This window comes from Ralstonia sp. 25mfcol4.1, from assembly GCF_900104095.1.
GTDB lineage: Bacteria > Pseudomonadota > Gammaproteobacteria > Burkholderiales > Burkholderiaceae > Cupriavidus.
This window is the reverse complement of record NZ_FNJO01000004.1, coordinates 359,673-382,144: the sequence shown is the minus strand read 5'-3', so window position 1 is coordinate 382,144 and position 22,472 is coordinate 359,673. Positions and strand designations below refer to the sequence as shown.

Below are 22,472 nucleotides of genomic sequence, written 5' to 3'. Positions count from 1 at the left end.
GCACTGGCGTCGACAATGGCAATGGCACCATCAACACTGGCGGGAATGGCTCGACGAACATTTCGGGCAACACCACCAATGGCACTGGCGTCGATAACGGCAACGGTTCGATCAATACCGACGGCAATGGCTCGACAAACGTCTCGGGTAACTCGACCAACGGTACCGGCGTTGACAATGGGAACGGTTCCATCAATACCGACGGCAATGGCTCGACGAATATCTCGGGTAACACCGGCAACGGTACGGGGGTTGATAATGGCAATGGCTCGATTACCACTGACGGTAACGGCTCGACAAATATCTCCGGCAACTCGACCAACGGCACCGGCATCAATAACGGCAACGGAACGATCAATACTGGCGGCAACGGCTCGACCAATATCACGGGTACCACAGGCAACGGTACCGGCGTCGATAACGGGAACGGCACGATCAACACCACCGGGAATGGGTCGACCAATGTCACCGGAAATTCGTCCAACGGTTCTGGCATCGATAACACCAACGGGACGCTGAATCCCGGAGGTGGCACTGTGACCAATATCTCCGGTAATGGGTCCAGCAACGGCAGTTCGAACGGCTCCAATGGATCGAACGGATCGAATGGCTCCAACGGATCGAATGGGTCGAACGGGTCGAATGGCTCGAACGGTAGCTCGGGTGGCGACTCGGGCAGTGGTGGCGGTGGCGGCGCTGGTGCGGCCGTGGCCGGCGCTGCAGGGGCTATCGGCCTGGGCGCGGGTGTCGCGTACTTCTGGAGCGACCTGTTTGGCGCTAACTGGCACCTGGCCTCGCCGCAAGCGATGACGGTGGAGCTTGGTGAAAAGGCTTGGGCCGGCGCCACGTTGGAGGCGGTTGATGTGGATGTCAGTACCAATGTCGCGAAGGTGAAGATTGCGACCAGCTCCGGCCCGCTGGAGCGTAACCTGGACTTCCGCGACGGGGCCGACGGCGTCAAGCACTACGTGTCAGAAGACCCGCAAACGAAGATGAAGGCGGATCTGTCGGTCAATGCGCAAACGCGTGAGTTCTTCTATACGGAAAGCGGTGTCAAGGACGGCAAGCCGTACGTGGTGAAGTCTCACGGCTGGTTGAAGGCATCGACCCAGTCAGCCGCGTCGCCGGCCACGCCTGCGACTGCCGGCATCGGCGGCTGATCGGACATCAGCCGGTGCCTCGTGGCGCCGGCTATGTCCGACCCTCGCCAATCGAGATCGCGCCAGACACTCGAATGCTGAGTGTCGGCGTATTTCCCCACCCACGTTATTTGTTCCTCTGGTTTCTCCCATTTTCTGATTCTGTTTTGTCGGAAATTGGAAGAGACCATTTTCATTTCATTTTTCGAATCTAGCTGCCACACTCGCGCCAGGAGCATCGTGTGATGGCAGTACACGGAATTGCGCACTAACCGTCGTTTGGACGAAAGCCGCGATACCGATTCCGTTCGTGAAATTCAAAGATTTTGCTATTCGGCGCAGGCGTATGCCGCTCTACTATTTTTACAGAAACAGCGACGAACTGATCAGCAGTTCGATTCGCAGTTGTAGCAGGCGCAGAAAATTCACCGAAGCCATCCACTCCCATGTCGCGGTACTTCCAGAGCATAAAGAGAAAATTCCAGCGTTTCGCATGTGCATTGCCATTGGTCATGTTGTCGGTCGCGGTTCACGCCGGACCGGCGGTGCCAGATGCCGCTGCGGTGTCGGCGCAAAAGGTCGTGGAATTCAGCGTGTTTCCCGCCGGTAGCCCTGCGGCAGACGTGGTCGAACGCGTGCTGCAGAGCGCGGCATCGCGGCTGGGCGCCGTGCCGGCAACGTTGGCCGAAGTGGATCAGTGGTCCGACAGTCTCACCAACGCACTGCGCCAGGGCGGATTCCCGGTGGGCCAGGTATTGCTGACCGATCAGAACTGGCGCGCTGCCCAGCAAGGCAGGTCGTTGGTATTCACGGCCTTTCCGGGCCGCATCCATGACATCCAGATTGAGAACCAGTCGCGTGTCAGGGACGAACGACTGCATCGTCTGATTACGAAAGCACTGTGTGGCGCCGAATCACTCGATAGCGTGTGCTTGCTGCAGACCAGTCGTCTGGAGCGCGCCACGCAGCTGCTGCAGGACGTGCCCGGCGTGGCGATTGCCGCCGCGCCGCAGTTCTCTCCCGGCGGCGGCCCAGGCGATATCAATGTGCGTTTCAGTATCGCGCAGCGGGGCGATCCGATCACCGGCGATGTCTTCATCGACAACAAGGGTATCGAGTCAACAGGTCTGTACCGTCTCGGCGTCACTGCAGCGGGTAACAATTTCTTTGGTTTGGGCGAGGCCTACGCGCTGACCCTGACCGGCACCGAAAAAAGGATGTGGACCGGTTCGCTGACGGGCAGCGTTCCGGTCCTGGACGATGGCTTGCGTGTCACGGGCGGATTTACCCGCCAGCAATACACGATCAATGCCGTGACGCAGGTCGTAGGCGTGGCCAACACCTTGCAGGCGGGGCTGCAATATCCCATTACGCGTGGGCTCGATGCCAATGTCTGGGCCGGTGCGTCATATCTCCATAGCCGTACGAATACCGATTACAAGAATCTCTATGTGGCGCACAGCACGCTGAATGCGTTGCGGCTTTCGCTTCAGGCGAACAATGGCGACCGTGCGCAGCAATTGCGCAGTGATATCTGGAGTGGCGAACTGGCGCTGACGGTCGGCCATCAGAGCAACGACGTGCCCTATTTGAATAACGTCACGCAGGTGGCCGGCGTCTACGGAAAGTTCACGACAACCGGCTTCGGAAAATACGGGTTGAATCGCAGTGGCGATTTGTTTCTGACCGGCCAGATGAATGGCCAGCTGGCCAGCAAGAACCTGGACCCAAGCGAGAAGCTCGGCGTGGGCGGCCCCAATGCAGTCCGTGCCTATCGTGCCGATGAAGGGTCGTTCGACGATGGCGTGGTGCTGAACGCCGGCCTCTACCAACGCATTCCGGTGGCAGCTGGCCACCAGGTGCAGTTCGGCATTTTCTCGGACTTTGCCATCGGCCGCGTGAACCACAACCCCTGGAGCGGCTGGGAATCAACGTACATCGGCATGGCCGACGTCAGCAATCGTCGGATTCTCTCGGGATATGGCCTGGGAATCGACTGGTTGACGCCGATAGGCGCCACCGTTTCCGCATCCGTATCCAAGGCATACGGATTCTCTTCGACGTCTTGGGTAGATCCGGGCAAGAAGCCATTGCAGTACTGGTTATCGGTGACATGGAGCAAATAAATCCGTGACGCGGCTGCCAGGTGTCCGCAAAACCGGAACGATTGTCCCTCTACAGGAAAATGATCATGACAAAGCCTTCGATCTTCAGCATTAACAAGTTCGAATATCTCTGCTATCGCCGCGAACACGAAAAAGCGGGCCGCGAACTGGTGGCCTTGCTGAGTCGCATCGACAACCATTACGGCATCCTGATGGATATCGACGAATGGGCGCAGTCGGGCGAAGCGCGCGACATCATGGACGACCATTTGCTGACGCGATTGACGTCGGCCATCAGCAGCCTGGCGACCGATCCGGAGTTCCGGATTACCGATCACGGTGGTGGGCTGCTGCTGCAATACCAGCGATGGCTGGCGGCCATGTTCGCGGCCAGCCCGTTCCGCAACGCGGATCATGTCCTGCGTACGCTGGGTCTGGACGAGGAGGCGCGCTATTCGTTGCAGTTGCGGACGTCGGATCTGCGCAAGTTCCAGTTGTTCTATCTGCCGGAATCGGAAGTCCGGCTCGATTGGGATGCCCTGTGGGAGCACAACAAGGTGGTGACGGCCGGACTGGCAATGGCCATGATGTCGTCGCGCTTCCTGGCCACGCCTTCGGCCCATGCCAAGCGCGAGCTGCTGCTGCGCTGGCTGCCGGAACGCCTGGACCAGATCGATAGCGTCGACATGTTGCCGATGGGTGTGATGCACGACGTCTATATGCATTGCAGCTATGCCGACATCGCGAGCAAGCACGACATCAAGAAGCCCATCAACACCTTGATCCGGCGCAAGCTGGCAACGCTTGGCATGTTCGATATCGAACGCCCGGCCGCCCTGGCGGCCAACGGCAAGCCGGTGTTGCTGGTAGTGCTGGAGTGGTTCTCCAAGAACCACTCGATCTACCGTACCCACTCGCAGACCATGGTGGCCATGCGCGACCGCTTCCACCTCGTCGGCATGGGCTACGGCGACCGGGTAGACGACGCGGGCCGGGAGGTTTTCCACGAGTTCATCACGATCGAGGGCAACAGCGTCTGGGACCATGCGCGGCACATTCGCGACACGAGCGAGAAATACCAGGCGCAGGTGATGTACATGCCGAGCGTCGGCATGTTCCCGATCACCATGGTGCTGGGCTGCCTGCGCGTGGCGCCGCTGCAGATGATGGCGCTGGGCCACCCGGCCACGACCCACGGCCATGCGATGGACTACGTGGTGGTGGAAGAAGACTACGTGGGCGACGAATCGTGTTTCAGCGAAAAATTGCTGAAACTGCCGTCCGACGGCATGCCGTACCGGCCGCCCGCCGCCATGCTGGAACTCGAATTGCCGACGAAGACACCGTCAACGTCTGACGTGGTCAAGATCGCCGTCGCAGGCACGACGATCAAGCTCAATCCCGGGTTCCTCGAAACGTGCGCGACGATTGCACGCAAGTCCAAGGTGCCCGTGCAGTTCCACTTCCTGGTGGGACAGGCCAGCGGGCTGGTCTTCCCGCAGGTACGCAACCTGGTACGGCGCATCGTTGGTGAAGACGCCGTGGTGTACAAGCACCAGAACTATCACAGCTACATGAAGGTGATTGCAGATTGCGACATGTTCTTGAACCCGTTCCCGTTCGGTAACACCAATGGCATTGTCGACACAGTCTGGGCCGGCCTGGTCGGGGTGTGCAAGACGGGGCGGGAAGTCCACGAACATATCGACGAGGGGATGTTCCACCGGCTCGGCTTTCCGGAGTGGACCATCGCCAAAACGAAGGAAGCGTATGTCGATGCCGCGCTGCGCATGATCGAAGACAAGGAAGAGCGTGATGCACTGACCGCGCAGCTGGCGGGCCCGCAGGCGATCGAGAAGCTGATCTTCAAGGGCCGGCCGGAGATCCTGGGCGAGCGGATCGAGGAAATCTGGAGCCAGATGCTGCCCAACCACGAGGCGAAAGCATCATGAACCCGTCGATCAAGGCGGTCCTGCGCCGCGCGCATGACCCGTGTTTCGTTCAGCACTACTTCGCTGGTGTCGGCCTCGATATCGGCGTTCGGGAATCGGACCTCGCCGCAAGCAGCAGCCTGTTCCCGAGAGTGGTGCGCGTCGTGCCCTGGCACGGCGATGTCGCTGCGGTGCCCGGCGTCGAAGAGCGCGCGTTCGATTTCGTCCACGCCGGCCATTGCCTGCAAAACGTGGTCAATCCGACCAAAACCGTGGCGCGCTGGCTGGACCTGGTGAAGCCGGGTGGATATCTGGTGTTGACTGTCCCCGACGAGGATCTGGAGGAACAGGGCAAGTGGCCGAGCCAGATCGATCCGTCGCGTCGCGCGCGCTTTACGGTTTGCAAGCCGGCCAGTGCACTGCCGGCATCGGTGAATGTGCTCGATGTGGTGCGGTCGGTCGCGGCGGTGGCAGCCTGCGAGCGCATCGCCGTGGTCCGCGATCACTATGTCGACAACAGTCGCACGGGCGACGCGGGCGGTGCGACAGGCGGATCGCTGGCAGAGCGGGCCATTGAAGTCGTGCTGCGCAAGCGGCAGGTGCCCACACCCGATGAGTTCTTCCTGGTGGCCGGACGCGCCCAGAACGCGCAAGCCTGCCTGCGGGAATGCCTGGGCGCCGTGCGGACCTATCCCTATCGTTTCGACGTCACGCAACGGGCCGCGATGCTGCTGCAGCGATGGCAGCTCGACGACGAGGTGGAGGCGCTATGGGATCAGGCTGTCGAACGGCTGCCCGACGAATGGAATCCGAAGCTGTACCAGTTCCTGTTCATGATTTCGCGCGGAAAGATCCACGAGGGATTCGCGCTGCGCGCCGAACGTGTCCGAAGCTGGCCGTGGCAGCGCCGCACCACCGCCGAGCCGCCGAAGCACATCGCGGAATGGACGGGCCAGCCGCTGCTTGGCAAGTCCATCGTGATCTGGAGCGAGTTCGGCCTTGGCGACGAGGTCTTCTTCCTGCGCTTTGCGCGGATGCTGCGCGACCAGGCCGGAGCGAAAACGGTGACGGTGGTGTGCCAGAAGCCGCTGGTGGCGCTGTTCGAGGCATCGGGCGAGGCAGATGCCGTGGTGGCGGCCGACCAGACGGCCACGTTGCCGGCGCTTGACTACTGGGTCTACCCCCACGACATCCCGGCCTTCCTGCCGGTGGCGCTCGACGCCCTGCCGGATTCGGTGCCTTACCTGCGGATTCCGCCCGGCTTGCCGAAATTCGACCTCGCGGGCAGGGCCGGCGCGCTGAAGGTCGGCATCGCGTTCAAAGGGGCGCCCAATCATGAGAACGACAGGTTCCGGTCGTTGCCGTCGCTCTCGGTGCTCGACCCGCTGTTCGCCCATCGCGACATCGAGTTTTATAGCCTGCAGAAGGGTCAGGGCGCCGATGAGGCTGCAGCCTGCGCGGGGCGCCTGCCGAACTTCCACGATGTGGGCGCCACGCTGCAGAGCATGATGGACACGGCGCGCGCCATCGACGCGCTGGACGTCGTGCTGACAGTGGACACATCGGTTGCCCACGTTGCCGGGGCGCTTGGCAAGCCGGTGTGGCTGCTGTTGCCCGCCTATGCGGACTGGCGCTGGCACCTGGTGCGCGAGGATAGCCCGTGGTATCCCACGATGCGGCTGTTCCGAAATCAGGGCGCGGGAAGCTGGAGCGAGGTAGTGACGCGCGTCAACGGCCATCTGCTTGGGCTGGCTGCCGCGCACGCGGAACAGTCCGGCGAGCCATCGGGCGAGCCGTCGAGCGTGCTGTCTGGTCAGGAGTGAATCATGAAACATCCAGTTGATCGCCTGTTCGGCGGCATCTTCCTGGCCGTGGTCGTGACGGTGGTGGTGATGGTACTGCTTGCATCGCTGCCGCTGGAGGATCTCGGCGTCGGGCGGATTGCGCACGTGCTGGCCGGCGTGGCGATCGCCGCGTGCATCGTCCTTCCGCGCCCGCTGCTCAAGCGCACCATATGGCACGGCCGGGATCCATTCGTGCTCGATGATGAACTCGACAACATGCTGATCGGCCGTGGCATTGGCGTGGTATGCGGTGCGGCGGCGGGGGTGTTCGTACTGGCGCAGTGGACGTGATCCTGCCAGCGCCGGCGGACGTCGTTGAATCGCCAATTCGCTGCATCAACGACGCGATAGTCAGCCAAAAATCGAAAAGGCGCGGGATACACTCCGGCGCCTTTTTTCATTCGGGCAATCGACCGTCGATCAGTGCTTGCCGGTCGGCTCGGGCATGGCCGACGAATGGTGGTGGGCAATCAGCCATTTGCCGTCCTTCCACTCGTAGACATAGGTGTACCGCGCATGGACCGTCTTGCCGTCGGCGAACCGGAAGGTGTAGTTACCCACGTCCTGCGCCACGTTGCAGCCGATCCGGATGAAGCGGTCGTCGATCGAGCCCTGCGGCTTGCCCTTCAGGAACTTGACGAAGTAGTCCCTGATGGCTGCGGGGTTGTTACGAGCCTGGTTCGACACCGTCGGCAGCAACACGCCATCGGGTGCGTAGTTGGCCACCACCTTGTCCGGATCACCGGTGCGCAGCGAATCGTTCCAGCGATCGAACAGGCCGGCGATCTGCTGCTCGGTCGCGGGCGCGCACGCCGGAGCGGCGGTTTGCGCGGTGGCGGGCATCGAAGCAAACAGAACGCCTGCGGCGACGGTGATAAGGGAAGCGGCACCCACGTATTTCATCGAAGTTTCCTGTGATCAAAGTCGTCATCGCACCCTGCGGGTACGGCACCGGTGAATCGGCACAGGACTATTCTCGGGCGCCAACGTTAACCGCAGCCGGCGTGTTCGATGAAGCGATGCTGACGAAAAGATGAATGGAAGATGAATAAAGTGTCGCAGTCGTGGTGCAATGTGCGCGCCTTGCTCAGGGCGCGTCGTCGATGCGGTAGCCAAGCCCGCGCACGGTCTTCAGCAACGGCAGCGCGTGGCCATCGTCGATCTTGCCACGCAGGCGGCGCACATAGACGTCGACGATATTGGTCAGCGGGTCTTCGTTGGCGCCCCAGACGTTCGACAAGATGCGCTCGCGGCTGAAGACGCGCCCCGGCGCGCTCATCAGCAGTTCCAGGAAGGCCAGTTCCTTGGCTGTCAGCGCGATGGCATTGCCGCCGCGCGAGACCTGCATGCGGTCGCGGTCGAGGACCAGGTCGGCCACCTGCAACTGCTGAGCCTTGGGCTGCTGTTCCCGGCCGCGCCGCAGCAGGGCCTCGATGCGCGCCAGCAGTTCTTCGAACGCGAACGGCTTGGTCAGGTAGTCGTCGGCGCCCAGACGCAGGCCCGCCACGCGGTCGCCCACGTCGCTGAGCGAGGTCAGTATCAGGATCGGCACGTGATTGCGCTCGGCACGCAACGTCTGGCAAAGCTCCAGGCCATTGATGCCGGGCAGCATCAGATCGAGCAGCAACAGCGCGGCATCGCCGCGGCGCGCCATGTCCAGGCCCTCGGGGCCGGTGCGGGCCAGCTGGACGAGATAGCCCTCGGCGCGCAGGCCGCGCACCAGGAAATCGGCCACGCGGGCGTCGTCTTCAATGACCAGAATGTTCATGGCGTGCGGTGGCGTTGGCGGTGACAGCGGGACGGGGGCCGCCGGGGATGTCGATGCAAGCACGCGTGCCGTGCGGGTCGACCTGGGCCAGCGTGAGGTTGCCGTGATGGGCCTGGACGATGGCCTGCGCGATCGACAGGCCGATGCCGGTGCCGTCGGCGCGATGGGCCCGCGCGCGCCGACCCCGCACGAAACGCTCGAAGACCAGCGCCAGTTCGTCGGCATCGATGCCGATGCCATGGTCCTCCACTTCGATACGCACGCCGGTCGGCACCACCTGACAGCGCAGATACACGGTGCTGCCACGCGGCGAATAGCGGATCGCGTTATCCAGCAGGATCACGATGGCCTGGCGCAGCCGGTCGGCATCGGCCATGACCGTGATGCCGCCGGCCGCTTCGGGACATTGCAGTGCGATGCGCACGTCATGCTCGGCGCCCAGCGCATCGGCAAAGTCCGCGGCGTCCTGCAGCAGCGGCAACAGGGCAACGCTTTGCGGCTGCATCACCAGCTGGTCAGCTTCGGCACGGGCAATCAGTAGCAGATCGTTGATATGCCCGGTCAGTTGCTCGGCGGCGCCGACAATCTGCTGCAAGGCATGGCGATATTCCTGCGCCGGCTTCTCGCCGCCACGTAGCGCGATCTCGGCCTCGCCCCGGATGGCCGTGGTCGGCGTGCGCAATTCGTGCCCGAGGTCGGCAAACAGTTGCCGGCGGCGCTGGTCGATGCGCTGGAGTGTTTCGTGCGCGGAACTCAGTTCGGCCGTACGGGCCTGCACGGCGTCTTCCAGACGGCGACGTGCGGCGTCGGCATCGCTTCGATGCTGTTGCAGTTCGGCGGCCATGGCATTGAAGCCCTCCGCCACATGCTCGAATTCGTCGCCCGAACGAATCGGCAGCCGGTAGTCGAGCGCGCCGGCCCGCAGCGCGCCCACGCCTTCCAGCAACTGGTCCAGTGGGCGCTTTAGCCTGCGCCCCAGTTGCCAGGCCAGCACGATGGCGGCCAGCAGCGTAACCGCGGCCATGCCGAAGGCCTGGGCGCGCACGCGGTCCAGGCCACGCTCGGTGGCAGCCCGCGCCAGCGGCACGGCGGCGCGCTGACGATCAATCGCGCCATATAGCAATTCTCTTAAATCGCGGCCGCGCGCCTTGTCGAAGACGTCGTTCAGCTCCCGCCATACCCCGGCGAAGTCGGCGTCGCGCGGCAAAGGCTGCAGGGCCACCAGCCGCTTTTCCACGGCGACGATGTTGTCGCCGAGCAGGTCGGTCATGCTGGCCAGCGCGTTGACTTCGGGCGGGATCGGTACGCCGTCGAGCGCGGAGATCTCGTTCCATAGCACGATGTCGCGCTGCGCAAGTTCCTGCAGCCGGGCGGCCCCGCGTTTCATGGTGTCCAGCACGCGGTCACGCACCTCGGGCGCGGCATCGGCATTCATCAGCCGCTGCGATGCCCACACGCGCAGCCGCTGCTTGTTGGCGGACAGGTCCAGCAGTTCGGACAGGATGTCGCTGGCCAGCCGGCTGTGCTGCGCGTAGTCGTTGACGCGATTGGCGCCCCAGTAGACAAAGCCGGCCTGGATGCAGACCAGCGCCACGAGCAGGGCAAAGGCGATAGAAAGGCGAAAGCGGAACATGGCAGATTCTTGAGTTGCGCGCGGCGTCGCGCCGCGCGGCCTGGGTTTCGCATAGACCGCGCTACGCCGCCGGCCGTTCCGCTTTGCCGTGTGGCATCGGCGTCAGACTTCTCTGGTCAGTGCCTTGAAGTCGATCCACTGGTCGAACTGCTCGTTGGTAACGTGGCCGGAATCGATGGCCGCTTCACGCAGCGACAGGTTTTTCTTGACCGCCAGCTTGGCGATCTCGGCCGCCTTGTCGTAACCGATATACGGGTTCAGCGCCGTCACCGACATCAGCGACCGTTCCAGCAGTTCCTGGATGCGGGCACGGTCGGGCTCCACGCCTTCCACCATGTGTTCGGCGAAGCTGGCGGCCGCATCGGCCAGCAATGTCACAGACTGCAACAGGCTGTAGATGATGACCGGCTTGTACGCGTTCAGCTCCAGCGTGCCCAGGCTGTTGGCCAGCGTCACCGTGGTGTGGTTGCCGATCACGCGGCAGCAGACCATGGCCAGCGCCTCGGCCTGGGTCGGATTGACCTTGCCGGGCATGATCGACGAACCGGGCTCGTTGGCCGGCAACTGCAACTCGGCAAATCCCGCGCGCGGGCCCGAGCCCAGCAGCATGAAGTCGCGAGCGATTTTCAGGAACGACGACGCGGTGGTGTTGAGCGCGCCCGACAGGTCGGCCAGCGCATCGTGCGCGGCCTGCAGCGCATAGCGGTTGGGCGCCGGTTCGAACGGCAGGCCGGTGTAGCCGGCCAGCGCGCGCGCGAACGCGGCGGCGAAGCCCTGTGGCGCATTCAGGCCCGTCCCTACGGCCGTGCCGCCCTGCGGCACCGGCATCGCCCGCAGCATGGCCTGCTGCAGGCGCGACTGGGCATCGGCCACCTGCGTCATGTAGCCGGAAAATTCCTGGCCCAGCGTCAGCGGCACCGCATCCTGCAGATGGGTGCGGCCGACCTTGACGATATCGGAGAAGGCTTCCACCTTCTTTGCGAAGGTCTGTTGCAGTTTCTCCAGCGAAGGCAACAGTGTCTGCTGGATGGCACGCGTGGCGGCGATATGCATCGCCGTCGGAAAACTGTCGTTCGACGACTGGCTGGCGTTGACGTGGTCGTTCGGATGCACCGGCTTCTTGCTGCCGACCTCGCCGCCCAGCATCTGGATGGCGCGATTCGAGATGACCTCGTTGAGGTTCATGTTGGTCTGCGTGCCGGAGCCGGTCTGCCAGACCACCAGCGGGAATTCGTTGGGCCATTTTCCGGCGATCACTTCCTCGGCGGCCTTTTCGATGGCGTCGGCCACCTCGGGCTTCAGTACGCCCAGTTCGCGGTTGGCGCGCGCGGCGCACAGCTTCAGGACCGCGAATGCCTCGATCAGCGAGGGCGGCATCTTTTCGCTGCCGATACGGAAATTCTGACGTGACCTTTCGGTCTGCGCACCCCAGAGATGATCGGCGGGGACGGCAACGTCTCCGAGGCTGTCTTTCTCGATGCGGGTGGCGGTGGACTTGTCGGACATGGACTGACTCCTTCAGGAAAGAGATCACAGCTGAACCTGGGCAGACCTAGAGGATAGCCGTCCGGTGGCATATGCGCCGCATAGCCCTGCCGCCGGCGTGTGCTTGCGAGCGCGGCCGGCGGCGGTTGCCTGGCGAAATGCCCGCGTCGATCTAGCGTAACGATTTACGTGCGATCAACGCGGGCGACGGGGTCAGGCGGTCATCTTCAGGCACATTTCCATGCAGGCGGCACACGCCTTGGCACATTCCTGGCAGTGCCAGTGGTCGTGGCGCTCGCATTCCTCGGCGCACCACTTGCACACTTCGGCGCAGTCTTCGCACACCAGTGGCGCGAATTCGCTGTTGCGCAGCATGTATGACGCGGCCAGGTTGGCAATGCCTGCGCAATCCATGTCCAGGGCGATGCAGCGGGTCATTTTCTTCGTGTCGGGCTCTTCCAGGCACGCGGCGGCGCATTTGAGGCAGGCCGCTGCGGCGGCATTGCACGCGGCGATGCAGTCGGCGTAACGGTTGAAGTTTTCCTTCACGTTGGGTCGAATCATCGGTGTCCTCCTAAGGGGGGTAAAGGGTAGGCAACCGTTATTCACAATAGCAGGCGTACCGCGACCATGCCGGCCCGCCGGGCTGGCACGCCCGTTCATGGCCCCCTCGCCGGACTGTTCTACAATGGCCGCCACTGCATTGTTTCTGTGACGTTCATGGTCGGCCATGCAAATGGCGGATGACCGACGAAGCGCGCAGAAGGCAGTGATTGACACAATCCGCCAGTGGAAAGGACAGCATCATGGGTGACGCAAAACGGCGGGGTACGCCCGAGGAACGGGCACAACAGGCACGGGCACGCATCGACGCGCTGCGGCCTGCGCAACTGGTCTGCGGATCTTGCAAGACCGCATTCACGAATTTCGATGCCATTCCCGCACCGGGCCTGCACGGCATCGACGCGGTGTTCGGCGGACAGTGCCCGAACTGCGGCAACGACGTGGTGGTGTTCAAGGGCGAATCGAAGGCGGTGGCCGAAGCCATGCTGGCCTACGAGCGGATGATGGGCGAAAACGCCAAGCTCGGTTACCAGTCGGCGGACGGCCGCCACGTGCCGTTCGACGCCGACGCACCGCTGGCATCGGACGCTTCCGACGAATCGACCAAACACTGACCAAGCGCTGGCGGCCACAGGGGCGGCTTTCAGCGCCGAAAGTCGTCACTTGCCTGGGCGGCCGGCCAGCCAGTCACGCTTCCATCTGCAGCAGCTCCGTGGGGCCGATTTCATAGCGGCCCCGGCCAAGCGCCTTGGCGCGATACAGCAGCACGTCGGCCGTGCGCATCAGCGCCTCCTCGCTGAGCGGCGCACCCCGGTACAGGGCCACGCCGATGCTGACGTCCACATCGGTCACGACCCCATCGAAATAGAACTGCCGGCCCACCGATTCCAGGATGGCCTCGGCCACGCGCCGCGCTGTCAACGGGGATTCGATGTCCGCCAGGATCACCGCGAATTCGTCGCCGCCCAGCCGGGCAACGTGGTCCTGGCTGCGCGCGCAGCGGCGCAGCCGCAACGCAAATGATTGCAGCAGCAGGTCGCCGGTGGCATGGCCGTGGATGTCGTTCACGGCCTTGAAGCGGTCCATGTCCAGGTAAAGCAGCGCCATCAGGCGATCCTCGGCCCGGGCGAGCGCCATGGCGTCGCGCAGATGCGCCTCGAACGCGCTGCGATTCTGCAGCTGGGTCAGGTGGTCGGTGCGCGACAGATGGGACAGCCGCTGGTTTTCCAGCTTGCGCTGCGTGATGTCCAGCACGTGGATATGCACGCCCACCACCTGCTGGCCGTCCTCGCTCCATTCCGGCCGATAGGTGGTTTCCATCCAGTGATGGCGTGGGAATTCGTATTCGCCCTCGAAACTGACCACGCTGCCCGCCAGCGCCTGCTGCAGGTACGGGCGGGCGCGCAGGTAGCGTTCCTCGCCCAGCAGTTCGCGCACGGTCATGCCGCGGATCTGCTCGACAGACAGGCCGAACGCACTTTCATAGGCCGCGTTGTTGAAGACGTAGCGCTCGTCGTTGTCGATGAACGCCAGCAGCGCGGGCAGGGTATCGGTCACGGCGCGCAACCGGCGTTCGCTGCGCGCCAGCTGCTGCCCGCGCTGCCGCACGTCGCGCATCAGGCCGATAAAGGCACGCGTGACGTCGCCGATCTCGTCACGCTGGGGCCGCTGCGGCAGCCGCTCGAAGGCGTCCACGTCGCTGGCGCTGTCGCGCACCACCTGGTGCAGCCGCGACAACGGCGTCAGCAGCCGGCGCACCGCCAGCCAGATCAGCAGGGCCACCACGGCCAGCACGATGCCCGACATCATCAGGAAGCGCCGCTGCAACTGCCGCAGCGGTGTGTAGGCCTCGTGCGCGGGCAGCACGGCCACCAGCTCCCAGCCGGTGGTGGCCATCAGCCGCCGGGCGATCACAGGGCGTGTGGGCGTCAGGAATTCCAGTGGCGCGGCATTATCGTCGACACCGCAGGTGTCGCCCGCGGCGCTGGCGGGCTGGTGGGCCTGGGCAGGGTCGGGATGTTCGATGTACACCGGTGCCGCGCCGGCCGACACCAGGCAGTAGAAGCCTGTGATCCCCAGCCGGCTATGGCCGATTTCCACCAGAAAATTCGGATGCCCGAGGTTGAGCCAGCCAGCCACCAGACCCAGGAACGCGCCCGATGGCGACAGGATCGGCACCGCCAGCAGCGCGCCCATCGAGCCGTCGATACGCGCCCGCAACGGGGCGGCGACGACCACGTTGCGGGTACGGGCGGTTTCGCGAAAGTAGGTGCGGTCGCTGATGTCGGCCGGGGCGGCCCCGCCCATGTTGATCAGGGTGCCGCTGGCGTCGGCCACCAGCACGGAATCGAATGCCTCGGGCACCGGCACCGTGCGCGTCACCACTTCCTTGACCCGGTCGCGTAGCGCCTCGGGCGACATGCCTTGCGCGGCCGCCAGCGGCGCGCTCAACTGCGGCGCCAGGTGCGTCAGCATCACGATGCGGTCTTCCATGGCCGTGTCGAGCTGGTCGACCGACAGCTTGACGATCGAGTCCTGCTGGTTCTGCAGCACTTCCTCGAGGTCGCGGTGCGCGTAATAGAGCGAACCGAGCACGATGCCGCTGCCCAGCACGGCGGCGAGCACCGTGGTGATCAGCGCAATGCGCGCCTTGAGCGATGGCAAAAATCGGGGCATGGGTCCAAATACGACGCCGGCACGGCAATGCGGGATGTCAGAGGTCAGGGCGGCTCAAGGGTCACGGCGTCCGAAAGGCCTTTCGTCGCGCTGTACAGCGAGTGCAAGGGTGCGACAAGGCAGCCGAACGGTATCACGGCACACCCGTTTGGGTCAGCCCGGGCAATCCGGGGTTTGACAATCGCGTGACAGGGCACGTGGTCCTGCCCGGCGCGGCCCGCGCGCATGTGTGCGTGGCGCCACTGTGCGGGCGCAAGTGGGCAGGTTATAGTGCGGCGAACCAATGTTACGTAATGTATGCCCGGGCTCGGCATGCCGGGCGACACCTGAATCGCCGCCCGATTTTGTTCCGCCCCATCCCATTCATGAAATCGCGCCTGCTGTCTCCTGTCGTGCTCTCGCTGCTGGTTACCGCAGGGGGGGCGCTGCTGACGGCGGGCGCCTGGCGCCTGGCCACCGGCCTGGAGCGCCGGGTCGCCGAACAGGATGTGGGCGCCATGCTGGGCCGCACCGCCGATGCGCTGACCGACCGCCTGCAGGAAAACGAACGCCTGCTGCGCGGGGCCGCCGCCCTGATGGCGGCCAATGGAAATACCACGCGGGCGCAGTGGCGCAACTACCTGTATTCGGCACAACTTGACGAACTGCCGCCGGGCACGCAGTCGATCGGCTATGCACCGCTCGTGCCACAGGCACAACTGGCCGGCGTCGTGGCCGGCGCCCATGCCGATGGCGTGAGCGACTTCGAGGTCTATCCGCCGGGCGAGCGGGCGCAGTACGCCCCGATTCTCTTCAATGAGCCACCCAGCGGCCGCAACGCCAGGGCGCTGGGCTTTGACCTGCTCAGCGATCCGGTGCGCCGCGCGGCGCTCGAAGCGGCGCGCGACAGCGGCCAGCCCAGGCTGACCGAAGGCCTGGCCCTGATCCGCGAGGTGGAAGCGCAGGCGCCGCAGCGCGGTGCGTTGCTCTATGCGCCGGTGTTCCCGGCCGGGGTACCGTCAGCCACCGCCGCCGAGCGGCGCGATGCGCTGTCCGGCGTGGTGTATGTCTCGCTGCGGCTTGGCGACCTGATGCGCGGCGTGAGCGGCGGCGTGTCGGGGGATCTGGTGCTGACGCTGTTCGAAGGGCCTTCGGCCGCCGGCGCCTTGCTGTCCGGCGGCATGCCCGAGGCCGAACGCCGCGACGATCACCGCAAGCCGATGATCGAGGCCGACCGCCAGATCGAATTCGGCGGCCGCACCTGGACGCTGCGCGCCGCCACGCGGCCCGGCTTCGAGGCCACGCACGCCGGCCGCTATGGCGTGCGCGTGCTGGCGCTGGGCGCGCTGGCCACCTGGCTGATGGCATGGCTGGCATTCCGGCTGGCACGGGAACGGCGCGATGCCCGCCGGCAGGCCTCGCTGGCCGGACAGGCGGGCAGCGCGGTGGCCGCCGGCCTGCGAGAAAGCCTGGCCCGCGCCGAACAGAGCGCGGCCACCGCCAGCCTGCGCTACGCGCGGCTGATGGACCACGCGCCGTTCTGCGTCATCACGTTCGATGCGTACGGCATGATCACGGGCATCAACCGTGCCGGGCAGCGCATGCTCTGGTACGCCGAGACCGAACTCGTCGGCCGCATGCCCTACGCCAGCCTGCACGACGCCGACGAGGTGGCCGCGCACGCGCGCGAGCTGTCGGGCGAGATCGGCGAAACGGTCGAGCCGGGGCTGCCAGCGCTGGTGGCCAAGGCCCGGCTGGGCGTGACCGATGGGCGTGACTGGACATACCTGCGCAAGGGTGGATCGCGGTTGCCCGTGCATCTGACGGTGACGGCGCTGGCCGACGGCAGCACCGAAGGCGGTTTCCTGGTGATCGCCCACGACCTGACCGAACGCCGGCGCGTGGACGAATACATCCGGCATCTGGCCCAGCACGATGCGCTGACCGGTCTGCCCAATCGCACCGAGCTGAACGCACGTACCGAAACGGTGCTGGCCGACGCACGCCGCCATGGCCATCGCGTGGCCCTGTTGCTGCTGGACCTGGACCATTTCAAGCACATCAACGAAACGCTGGGGCATCCGGTGGGCGACGACGTGCTGCGCACCATCGCCGACCGCATCCGCGGCGCGGTGCGTCCGCGTGACGTGGTGGCCCGCATGGGTGGGGACGAGTTCGCCGTGGTGCTGGGCGGCCTGCGTCATGACAGCGAAGCCGAACTGGCGGCGGCCAAGATCCTGGCGCGGGTGTCCGAAGACCTGCAGATCGCGGGGCAGTCGCTGCGCGTGACGCCGTCGCTGGGCATGGCCGTCTATCCGGACGATGGCGATACGCTGACCAACCTGATGAAATCGGCCGATTCGGCGATGTACGCCGCCAAGCAGGATGGCCGCGCCCAATTGCGCCGGTTTGCCACGGAGATGGCGCAGGCATCGCTGGCCCGCTTCACGATCGAGGCGCTGCTGCGCCGTGCGCTGGCCGAGCAGGAGTTCCGGCTTCGCTACCAGCCGATCGTCGATGTCGCCACCCTCGCCGTGGTAGGCGTGGAAGCCCTGATCGCCTGGGAAACGCCCGAGCGCGGACCGATGCGCCCCGCCGAGTTCATCCCCGTTGCCGAGCAGTGCGGCCTGATCGGCGCGCTGGGCGCGTGGACGCTGGCCACGGCCTGCCGCGAGATCCAGTCCCTGCGGCAAGAGCTGGGGCTCGACATCGACGTGGCCGTCAACATCTCGCCGCTGCAACTGCGGCAGGCAAATTTCCAGGAAACCGTGGCGCAGTGCCTGCAAGCCGCCGATCTGCCGGCGGCCAGCCTGACGATCGAGGTCACAGAAGGCATCCTGGTGGACGGTGGCGAAAAGACGATCGAGACGTTCCGCCGCGTGCGGCAGCTTGGCGTGGGCGTGTCGATCGACGACTTCGGCACCGGCTATTCGGGCCTGGGCTACCTGACGCGCCTGCCGATCAGCAAGCTGAAGATCGACAAGTCCTTTGTCGATGACCTGGCCATGCCGGGGCACGACCGCGCCGTGGCTGCCGCAATCATCGCGCTAGGCCATCAGCTGCACCTGCAGGTGGTGGCGGAGGGCGTCGAGTCGAAGGCGCAGTTCGAATTCCTGCGCGGCGAAGGCTGCGATGCGGTGCAGGGCTTCCTGTTCTGCCAGCCCGTGGGGCTCGATGCGCTGCGCCAGATTCTGCTGGGCGGAAAAGGGTTTGCCGACGCGGCGTGAGTGGCACAAACGTGCCACGCCACGCGCCACTCAAACATGCACGCAGAAACGGGTACGCTCCGGCCAAAAAGAAACCCGGCTGGCGCGTCGCGCGTAGCCGGGTTTTCGGTGTGAGCGGGGGCGCTCAGGTGTTCGTGGTGACGACGGCCGGTTCTCCGACCCCCGTAGGATTGTGAAGGCGCCGGTACAGGTCGTCGATGCGCGACCGGCTGCTCGCGAGTTCTTCGCGGCCCTGTTCGGTCAGCAGGTAGACGCGCCCGATGCCATCGCGCAGGACGCTTTCGAGATAGCCTTCCATCTGCAGCGCGCGCAGCAGAGGTCGTACCGTGCCGATGTCCACCTGGAATCCGTATTCCATGAGCATTTCTGCAAGCATGGCCACGGTGGCGGGCACCTCCATGGCGAATTGCATGACGTAGACGCGGGCTAGCAAGCCGAGGAACTGTCGTTTCATGTGGCAGGCAACGCAAAACCTGGGGCGGCGGTTGACGCGAGAATGCAACGTGAACGAAGCGTCCCATCCCCTTGCACGCTCCGTAGCCGCTACGATACGTGATTCTCGACCGTAGAAAAAAAAGAAGCCGCCAGGATTGCCTGGCGGCTTGTCGGGAATGCGTCGGAGGGGTCAATTAACTCTGGCGCAGGGCAGATTTTAATGGAACTGAATACGCGATGTCACGCGCTGTGGTAGTGACCCCTACCACCGGGGGGTGATTCCGTAAGGGTTTCGAAAGCGAGATTGCGGCGAAGGCGCAACAAACGTCGCCATTGCCCCATTTTTGTGCCAAATTTCGCCGCTTTGTCGTCACTTCTTCGGTCACCCACTCGGTGTCGCATGTCCGCTTCCAGCCAGCCACGGGCCCCGTTTTGGGCTGAAATAACCGTCGTGAACCACCGCGAAAATCGCGTCGATCCGGCGGAAAGTGATGCACTTGTCGCACTTCTGCAACGGTTTGCCATCTTTGAATTCAATCATTGCCTCAACTGAACTGATGAAGCTCGCCGACCTGTTTCGCCTGTTGCTGCTCTCCGCCATCTGGGGCGCCAGCTTCCTGTTCATCCGCATCGCCGCGCCGGTGCTGGGCCCGTTGCCGACCGCCTTCTTTCGCGTGCTGATTGGCGCCGTGACGCTGGCAGCCTGTCTGCCCCTGCTGGGGCTGAAATGGGACATGCAGGGCAAGTGGCCAGCGGTGGTCATGCTGGGGATCATCAATTCCGGCATCCCGTTTGTGATGTATTCGGTGGCCGCATTGTGGCTGCCGGCTGGCTATTCGGCCATTTTCAACGCCATGACACCGCTGATGGGGGCGGTGATCGGCTCGCTGTTCTTTGCCGAGAGGCTGACCCGTGCCAAGGCGGCGGGGGTGCTGCTGGGCCTGGCGGGCGTGGCGGTGCTGACCCGCACGGGCCCAGTGGTCTTCTCGCACGATGTGCTGCTGGGCGCGCTGGCGTGCCTGGTGGCGACGTCGTGTTACGGGCTGGCCGGGTTTCTGACGCGTCGCTGGATCACGGCGCGCGGCGGGCTGGACAGCCGGCTGGTGGCGGGCGGCAGCCTGGTCGGTGCCACGCTGTTCCTGTTGCCCTTCAGCGCGGTGGCGCTGCTCCGCGAGAACACGCTGCCTGCGGCCGGCCTGGGTGTGTGGGCTGGCATGCTCGGACTGGGCATGTTCTGCACAGCCATCGCCTACGTGTTGTATTTCAGGCTGATCGCCGATCTCGGCCCGGTGCGATCGCTGACCGTCACCTTCCTGATTCCGCCTTTCGGCATCGTGTGGGGATGGATGTTCCTGGGCGAGACGCTGTCGTGGGCGCACGCGGCCGGCATGCTGCTGATCGGCGGGGCGGTCTGGCTGGTGCTGCGACCCGCCACGCCGGCGTCTGCGCCGGCCGTGGCGCGGTCATGACGACGCGACGGTCGATAGCCGGCGCTTAGCGACGGTAGTAGCCGCGATCATCGCCGCGATAGTGGTCCGGGCCCCGGCCATGGTCGTGCCAGGCGTGATACTCGCGGCGGTCATACCAGCGGCGGCCGTCCCAGTATCGGTCGTTATGCCAGCCGATCACCACGGCGGGTGCCGGTGCAACGACAACCGGCGGTGCCGGGCGATAGACCACCGGCGGCGGAGGCGGCGGCGCCACATAGACGGGTTGGGGCTGCACATAGACCGGGGCGGGCGCCACGACGACCGGAGCCGGTGCCACGGGCACGCCGAAGTTCACGTCGACATCGACGCGCGCCATGGCGGCAGTGGAAGTGGCCAGCGCGGCGGTGCCGGCGACGAGGAGGGAAAGATACAGGGGGCGCTTGTTCATCGTAATCACCAGTGGGTGAGGTGCTATGGCTCCACTCTACCCATCCGGCGTATTACCGATTGCACGCCTTTGTAACGGCACTTGGTGTTTGTGTAAGAAACGTCCGCGTTACTTCCGGGTGGTGCCGGTGGCCGTCTCGACATCCGACTGCTGGCAGGCCGGGCACAGGCCATAGAGCACCAGCATGTGCTCGCGCAGGACAAAGTCGTTCTGGGCGGCCACCTGCCTTTGTCGCGCCTCGATGCCTTCGTCGCTGAATTCCTCCACCACGCCGCAGGCGATACAGATCAGATGATCGTGATGGCCGCCCTCGTTGAGTTCGAACACGGCATGGTCGGACTCGAAGCTGTGGCGCAGCAGGATATTGGCCTGCACCAGCTGGTTGAGCACGCGGTAGACGGTGGACAGTCCCGCATCGACATCGAGGTCGAGCAGGATCCGATAGACATCTTCCGCGCTGAGGTGGCGACGGTCGCTATTGCGGAACGCTTCCAGCACGTGCATGCGCGGCGACGTGGCTTTCAGGCCCGCGCGCTTGAGTGGTACGGCTTCGGAGTTCACTGTGGAAGTAGTCATGCGGCAGCTCGCGCCCACTGGGACGCACGGTTAATACTCCAGGCGGTGGATCGACGGCGGAAAGCTGGGGCCGGCGCCCTTGGCCGGCCAACCTTCCGCCAGATCGTGGCGGAAGCAGGCGGGAAGCGCCGGATCGACGAGCGGCATCGCTCCGGACGGCGCGCTGTGCCTGCGTGGCGCGCGGAATAAAAAGGTGGCCTGGCTTGCTGCAGGATGACGCGATCGGGAAAACGGGGTCTGGATGTTTTCCCGATCTTCCTGGAGCTGGCTACTACCAAACGCTCCGTGTGTCGGAGCGGTCCCCACAAAAGACGGTATCGGGCGCCGTATCGATCCATCGCTACCACGCCCAGCAATCTGTTCCTGTCCGCCCCGGCGGTGCCGTGCGTCAGACAGTGGTTGGATAGTAAATGGGAATCGATCTCATTTCAAGGAATATTTTTGTCCCTGGTTTCGGGAGTGGTTTTGACATGAAGACCGAACAGACATCGACGGCCATCCGCGCCCACATCGACGCCCTCGACTGGCCCGGCATCGGGCAGGATCTCGATGCCTACGGGTGCGCGGCGATCCGGGCGCTGATCTCTCCGGCGATGTGCGATGCGCTGGCCGCGCTCTATCCGAATGAAGCGCTTTACCGCTCGCGTATCGACATGCGCCGGCATGGCTTCGGCCGTGGCGAGTACAAGTACTTCGCCTATCCCCTGCCCGATCCCGTTGACGCGCTGCGCACCGGGCTCTACCCGCATCTGGCACCGATCGCCAACCGCTGGAACACGGCCATGGGCATTGCCGCCGATTACCCGGTCGCGCACGGCGACTACCTGGCCCGCTGCCATCGCGCCGGCCAGTCGCGCCCCACGCCGCTGCTGCTGCGCTACGCGGCGGGCGATTACAACTGTCTGCATCAGGACCTGTATGGCGAACACGTGTTTCCGCTGCAGGTGGCGATTCTGCTATCCGAACCCGGCAAGGACTTCACCGGCGGCGAATTCGTGATGACCGAGCAGCGTCCGCGCATGCAGTCGCGGGCCGAAGTGGTGTCGCTGGGCAAGGGCGATGCCGTGGTGTTCGCGGTGAGCCAGCGGCCGGTACCCGGTACGCGGGGCACCTACCGCGTGAATCTGCGGCATGGCGTCAGCCGGTTGCACACCGGGCACCGGCAGACGCTGGGCATCATCTTCCACGACGCGACCTGAAACGGCCCGGCGGGCGTCGGACGGCGACCGCGG

General features: G+C 64.7%; 19 protein-coding genes and 1 pseudogene. 10 read left to right on the top strand and 10 right to left on the bottom strand.

Features of this window, described 5'->3' with window-relative positions:
• Nucleotides 1-1,160: pseudogene (locus tag BLQ58_RS29100) on the top strand (hypothetical protein); the annotation flags it as partial.
• 247 nt (nucleotides 1,161-1,407) lie between these two features.
• On the opposite strand, the gene BLQ58_RS29095 reads toward BLQ58_RS29100, so the two are convergent.
• On the bottom strand, nucleotides 1,408-1,653 hold the full coding sequence (locus BLQ58_RS29095; protein ID WP_175459868.1) for a hypothetical protein: 246 nt from the start codon (nucleotides 1,651-1,653) through the stop codon (nucleotides 1,408-1,410).
• On the opposite strand from BLQ58_RS29095, the gene BLQ58_RS10245 reads away from it, so the two are divergent.
• The 4 genes from BLQ58_RS10245 to BLQ58_RS10230 are packed head-to-tail and all read left to right on the top strand — an operon-like array spanning nucleotide 1,652 to nucleotide 7,310.
• Nucleotides 1,652-3,265: a ShlB/FhaC/HecB family hemolysin secretion/activation protein gene (locus BLQ58_RS10245; RefSeq protein ID WP_254775878.1), complete on the top strand. Its 1,614-nt coding sequence runs from the start codon at nucleotides 1,652-1,654 to the stop codon at nucleotides 3,263-3,265. The two genes, BLQ58_RS29095 and BLQ58_RS10245, sit on opposite strands and share 2 nt — an antisense overlap.
• Before the next feature lie 59 nt (nucleotides 3,266-3,324).
• A complete protein-coding gene (locus BLQ58_RS10240; protein ID WP_092597273.1) occupies nucleotides 3,325-5,196 on the top strand; it encodes a peptide transporter in 1,872 nt (623 codons plus the stop codon).
• Nucleotides 5,193-6,998, top strand: a complete 1,806-nt coding sequence (locus tag BLQ58_RS10235; protein ID WP_092597269.1) for a methyltransferase domain-containing protein — start codon at nucleotides 5,193-5,195, stop codon at nucleotides 6,996-6,998. The genes BLQ58_RS10240 and BLQ58_RS10235 overlap by 4 nt, the downstream gene beginning before the upstream one ends.
• A gap of 3 nt (nucleotides 6,999-7,001) precedes the next feature.
• Nucleotides 7,002-7,310 carry a hypothetical protein gene (locus BLQ58_RS10230; protein WP_049816026.1) on the top strand — a complete coding sequence of 103 codons (309 nt, stop codon included), beginning with the start codon at nucleotides 7,002-7,004 and terminating at the stop codon, nucleotides 7,308-7,310.
• A gap of 129 nt (nucleotides 7,311-7,439) precedes the next feature.
• On the opposite strand, the gene BLQ58_RS10225 is transcribed toward BLQ58_RS10230, so the two are convergent.
• The 5 genes from BLQ58_RS10225 to BLQ58_RS10205 form a co-directional block, all read right to left on the bottom strand.
• The gene (locus BLQ58_RS10225) at nucleotides 7,440-7,922 is read right to left on the bottom strand and encodes an SgcJ/EcaC family oxidoreductase (protein WP_029051763.1); all 483 of its coding nucleotides are present in this window, start codon (nucleotides 7,920-7,922) and stop codon (nucleotides 7,440-7,442) included.
• 184 nt (nucleotides 7,923-8,106) lie between these two features.
• On the bottom strand, nucleotides 8,107-8,787 hold the full coding sequence (locus BLQ58_RS10220) for a response regulator transcription factor (RefSeq protein WP_092597266.1): 681 nt from the start codon (nucleotides 8,785-8,787) through the stop codon (nucleotides 8,107-8,109).
• Nucleotides 8,768-10,420, bottom strand: a complete 1,653-nt coding sequence (locus BLQ58_RS10215; RefSeq protein ID WP_092597264.1) for a sensor histidine kinase — start codon at nucleotides 10,418-10,420, stop codon at nucleotides 8,768-8,770. Before BLQ58_RS10215 ends, BLQ58_RS10220 begins: the two co-directional genes overlap by 20 nt.
• Before the next feature lie 102 nt (nucleotides 10,421-10,522).
• Nucleotides 10,523-11,926 carry a class II fumarate hydratase gene (fumC, locus tag BLQ58_RS10210; protein ID WP_092597261.1) on the bottom strand — a complete coding sequence of 468 codons (1,404 nt, stop codon included), beginning with the start codon at nucleotides 11,924-11,926 and terminating at the stop codon, nucleotides 10,523-10,525.
• A 192-nt stretch (nucleotides 11,927-12,118) separates the two neighbouring features.
• Nucleotides 12,119-12,469 (bottom strand): four-helix bundle copper-binding protein, encoded by a 351-nt coding sequence (locus tag BLQ58_RS10205; protein ID WP_092597258.1) that lies wholly within the window; start codon nucleotides 12,467-12,469, stop codon nucleotides 12,119-12,121.
• Nucleotides 12,470-12,711: 242 nt separating this feature from the next.
• On the opposite strand from BLQ58_RS10205, the gene BLQ58_RS10200 reads away from it, so the two are divergent.
• On the top strand, nucleotides 12,712-13,083 hold the full coding sequence (locus tag BLQ58_RS10200) for a hypothetical protein (protein WP_092597255.1): 372 nt from the start codon (nucleotides 12,712-12,714) through the stop codon (nucleotides 13,081-13,083).
• A gap of 73 nt (nucleotides 13,084-13,156) precedes the next feature.
• Here BLQ58_RS10200 and BLQ58_RS10195 read toward each other — a convergent pair whose 3' ends face one another.
• Nucleotides 13,157-15,145, bottom strand: a complete 1,989-nt coding sequence (locus tag BLQ58_RS10195; RefSeq protein WP_092597252.1) for a sensor domain-containing diguanylate cyclase — start codon at nucleotides 15,143-15,145, stop codon at nucleotides 13,157-13,159.
• 365 nt (nucleotides 15,146-15,510) lie between these two features.
• Between BLQ58_RS10195 and BLQ58_RS10190 the strand changes: the two genes are divergently transcribed.
• Nucleotides 15,511-18,351 (top strand): bifunctional diguanylate cyclase/phosphodiesterase, encoded by a 2,841-nt coding sequence (locus BLQ58_RS10190; RefSeq protein WP_092597249.1) that lies wholly within the window; start codon nucleotides 15,511-15,513, stop codon nucleotides 18,349-18,351.
• A gap of 124 nt (nucleotides 18,352-18,475) precedes the next feature.
• Here the strand turns inward: BLQ58_RS10190 and BLQ58_RS10185 are convergent, their stop codons facing one another.
• Nucleotides 18,476-18,805, bottom strand: coding sequence for a PadR family transcriptional regulator (locus BLQ58_RS10185; RefSeq protein ID WP_049816016.1), 330 nt, complete (start codon nucleotides 18,803-18,805; stop codon nucleotides 18,476-18,478).
• A gap of 381 nt (nucleotides 18,806-19,186) precedes the next feature.
• Between BLQ58_RS10185 and BLQ58_RS29090 the strand changes: the two genes are divergently transcribed.
• Together BLQ58_RS29090 and BLQ58_RS10180 are read left to right on the top strand one after the other, a co-directional pair.
• Complete coding sequence (locus BLQ58_RS29090) at nucleotides 19,187-19,339, top strand: hypothetical protein (protein WP_175459878.1); 153 nt, start codon at nucleotides 19,187-19,189, stop codon at nucleotides 19,337-19,339.
• 4 nt (nucleotides 19,340-19,343) lie between these two features.
• The gene (locus tag BLQ58_RS10180; protein ID WP_092597246.1) at nucleotides 19,344-20,255 is read left to right on the top strand and encodes a DMT family transporter; all 912 of its coding nucleotides are present in this window, start codon (nucleotides 19,344-19,346) and stop codon (nucleotides 20,253-20,255) included.
• A gap of 25 nt (nucleotides 20,256-20,280) precedes the next feature.
• Here the strand turns inward: BLQ58_RS10180 and BLQ58_RS10175 are convergent, their stop codons facing one another.
• Nucleotides 20,281-20,664 (bottom strand): hypothetical protein, encoded by a 384-nt coding sequence (locus BLQ58_RS10175; RefSeq protein WP_092597244.1) that lies wholly within the window; start codon nucleotides 20,662-20,664, stop codon nucleotides 20,281-20,283.
• A gap of 108 nt (nucleotides 20,665-20,772) precedes the next feature.
• Entirely contained in the window at nucleotides 20,773-21,240 is a 468-nt protein-coding gene (gene fur / locus BLQ58_RS10170; protein ID WP_092597414.1) for a ferric iron uptake transcriptional regulator, read from the bottom strand.
• A 470-nt stretch (nucleotides 21,241-21,710) separates the two neighbouring features.
• On the opposite strand from fur, the gene BLQ58_RS10165 reads away from it, so the two are divergent.
• Nucleotides 21,711-22,439 carry a 2OG-Fe(II) oxygenase gene (locus tag BLQ58_RS10165; RefSeq protein ID WP_092597241.1) on the top strand — a complete coding sequence of 243 codons (729 nt, stop codon included), beginning with the start codon at nucleotides 21,711-21,713 and terminating at the stop codon, nucleotides 22,437-22,439.
• Nucleotides 22,440-22,472 lie beyond the last annotated feature (33 nt).

Bases quoted from the DNA above. Each gene is read 5' to 3' on its own strand.
- BLQ58_RS10245 (WP_254775878.1), top strand. From the start codon at position 1,652: ATGTTGTCGGTCGCGGTTCACGCCGGACCGGCGGTGCCAGATGCCGCT.
- BLQ58_RS29095 (WP_175459868.1), bottom strand. From the start codon at position 1,653: ATGACCAATGGCAATGCACATGCGAAACGCTGGAATTTTCTCTTTATG.
- BLQ58_RS10240 (WP_092597273.1), top strand. From the start codon at position 3,325: ATGATCATGACAAAGCCTTCGATCTTCAGCATTAACAAGTTCGAATAT.
- BLQ58_RS10235 (WP_092597269.1), top strand. From the start codon at position 5,193: ATGAACCCGTCGATCAAGGCGGTCCTGCGCCGCGCGCATGACCCGTGT.
- BLQ58_RS10230 (WP_049816026.1), top strand. From the start codon at position 7,002: ATGAAACATCCAGTTGATCGCCTGTTCGGCGGCATCTTCCTGGCCGTG.
- BLQ58_RS10225 (WP_029051763.1), bottom strand. From the start codon at position 7,922: ATGAAATACGTGGGTGCCGCTTCCCTTATCACCGTCGCCGCAGGCGTT.
- BLQ58_RS10220 (WP_092597266.1), bottom strand. From the start codon at position 8,787: ATGAACATTCTGGTCATTGAAGACGACGCCCGCGTGGCCGATTTCCTG.
- BLQ58_RS10215 (WP_092597264.1), bottom strand. From the start codon at position 10,420: ATGTTCCGCTTTCGCCTTTCTATCGCCTTTGCCCTGCTCGTGGCGCTG.
- fumC (WP_092597261.1), bottom strand. From the start codon at position 11,926: ATGTCCGACAAGTCCACCGCCACCCGCATCGAGAAAGACAGCCTCGGA.
- BLQ58_RS10205 (WP_092597258.1), bottom strand. From the start codon at position 12,469: ATGATTCGACCCAACGTGAAGGAAAACTTCAACCGTTACGCCGACTGC.
- BLQ58_RS10200 (WP_092597255.1), top strand. From the start codon at position 12,712: ATGGGTGACGCAAAACGGCGGGGTACGCCCGAGGAACGGGCACAACAG.
- BLQ58_RS10195 (WP_092597252.1), bottom strand. From the start codon at position 15,145: ATGCCCCGATTTTTGCCATCGCTCAAGGCGCGCATTGCGCTGATCACC.
- BLQ58_RS10190 (WP_092597249.1), top strand. From the start codon at position 15,511: ATGAAATCGCGCCTGCTGTCTCCTGTCGTGCTCTCGCTGCTGGTTACC.
- BLQ58_RS10185 (WP_049816016.1), bottom strand. From the start codon at position 18,805: ATGAAACGACAGTTCCTCGGCTTGCTAGCCCGCGTCTACGTCATGCAA.
- BLQ58_RS29090 (WP_175459878.1), top strand. From the start codon at position 19,187: ATGTCCGCTTCCAGCCAGCCACGGGCCCCGTTTTGGGCTGAAATAACC.
- BLQ58_RS10180 (WP_092597246.1), top strand. From the start codon at position 19,344: ATGAAGCTCGCCGACCTGTTTCGCCTGTTGCTGCTCTCCGCCATCTGG.
- BLQ58_RS10175 (WP_092597244.1), bottom strand. From the start codon at position 20,664: ATGAACAAGCGCCCCCTGTATCTTTCCCTCCTCGTCGCCGGCACCGCC.
- fur (WP_092597414.1), bottom strand. From the start codon at position 21,240: ATGACTACTTCCACAGTGAACTCCGAAGCCGTACCACTCAAGCGCGCG.
- BLQ58_RS10165 (WP_092597241.1), top strand. From the start codon at position 21,711: ATGAAGACCGAACAGACATCGACGGCCATCCGCGCCCACATCGACGCC.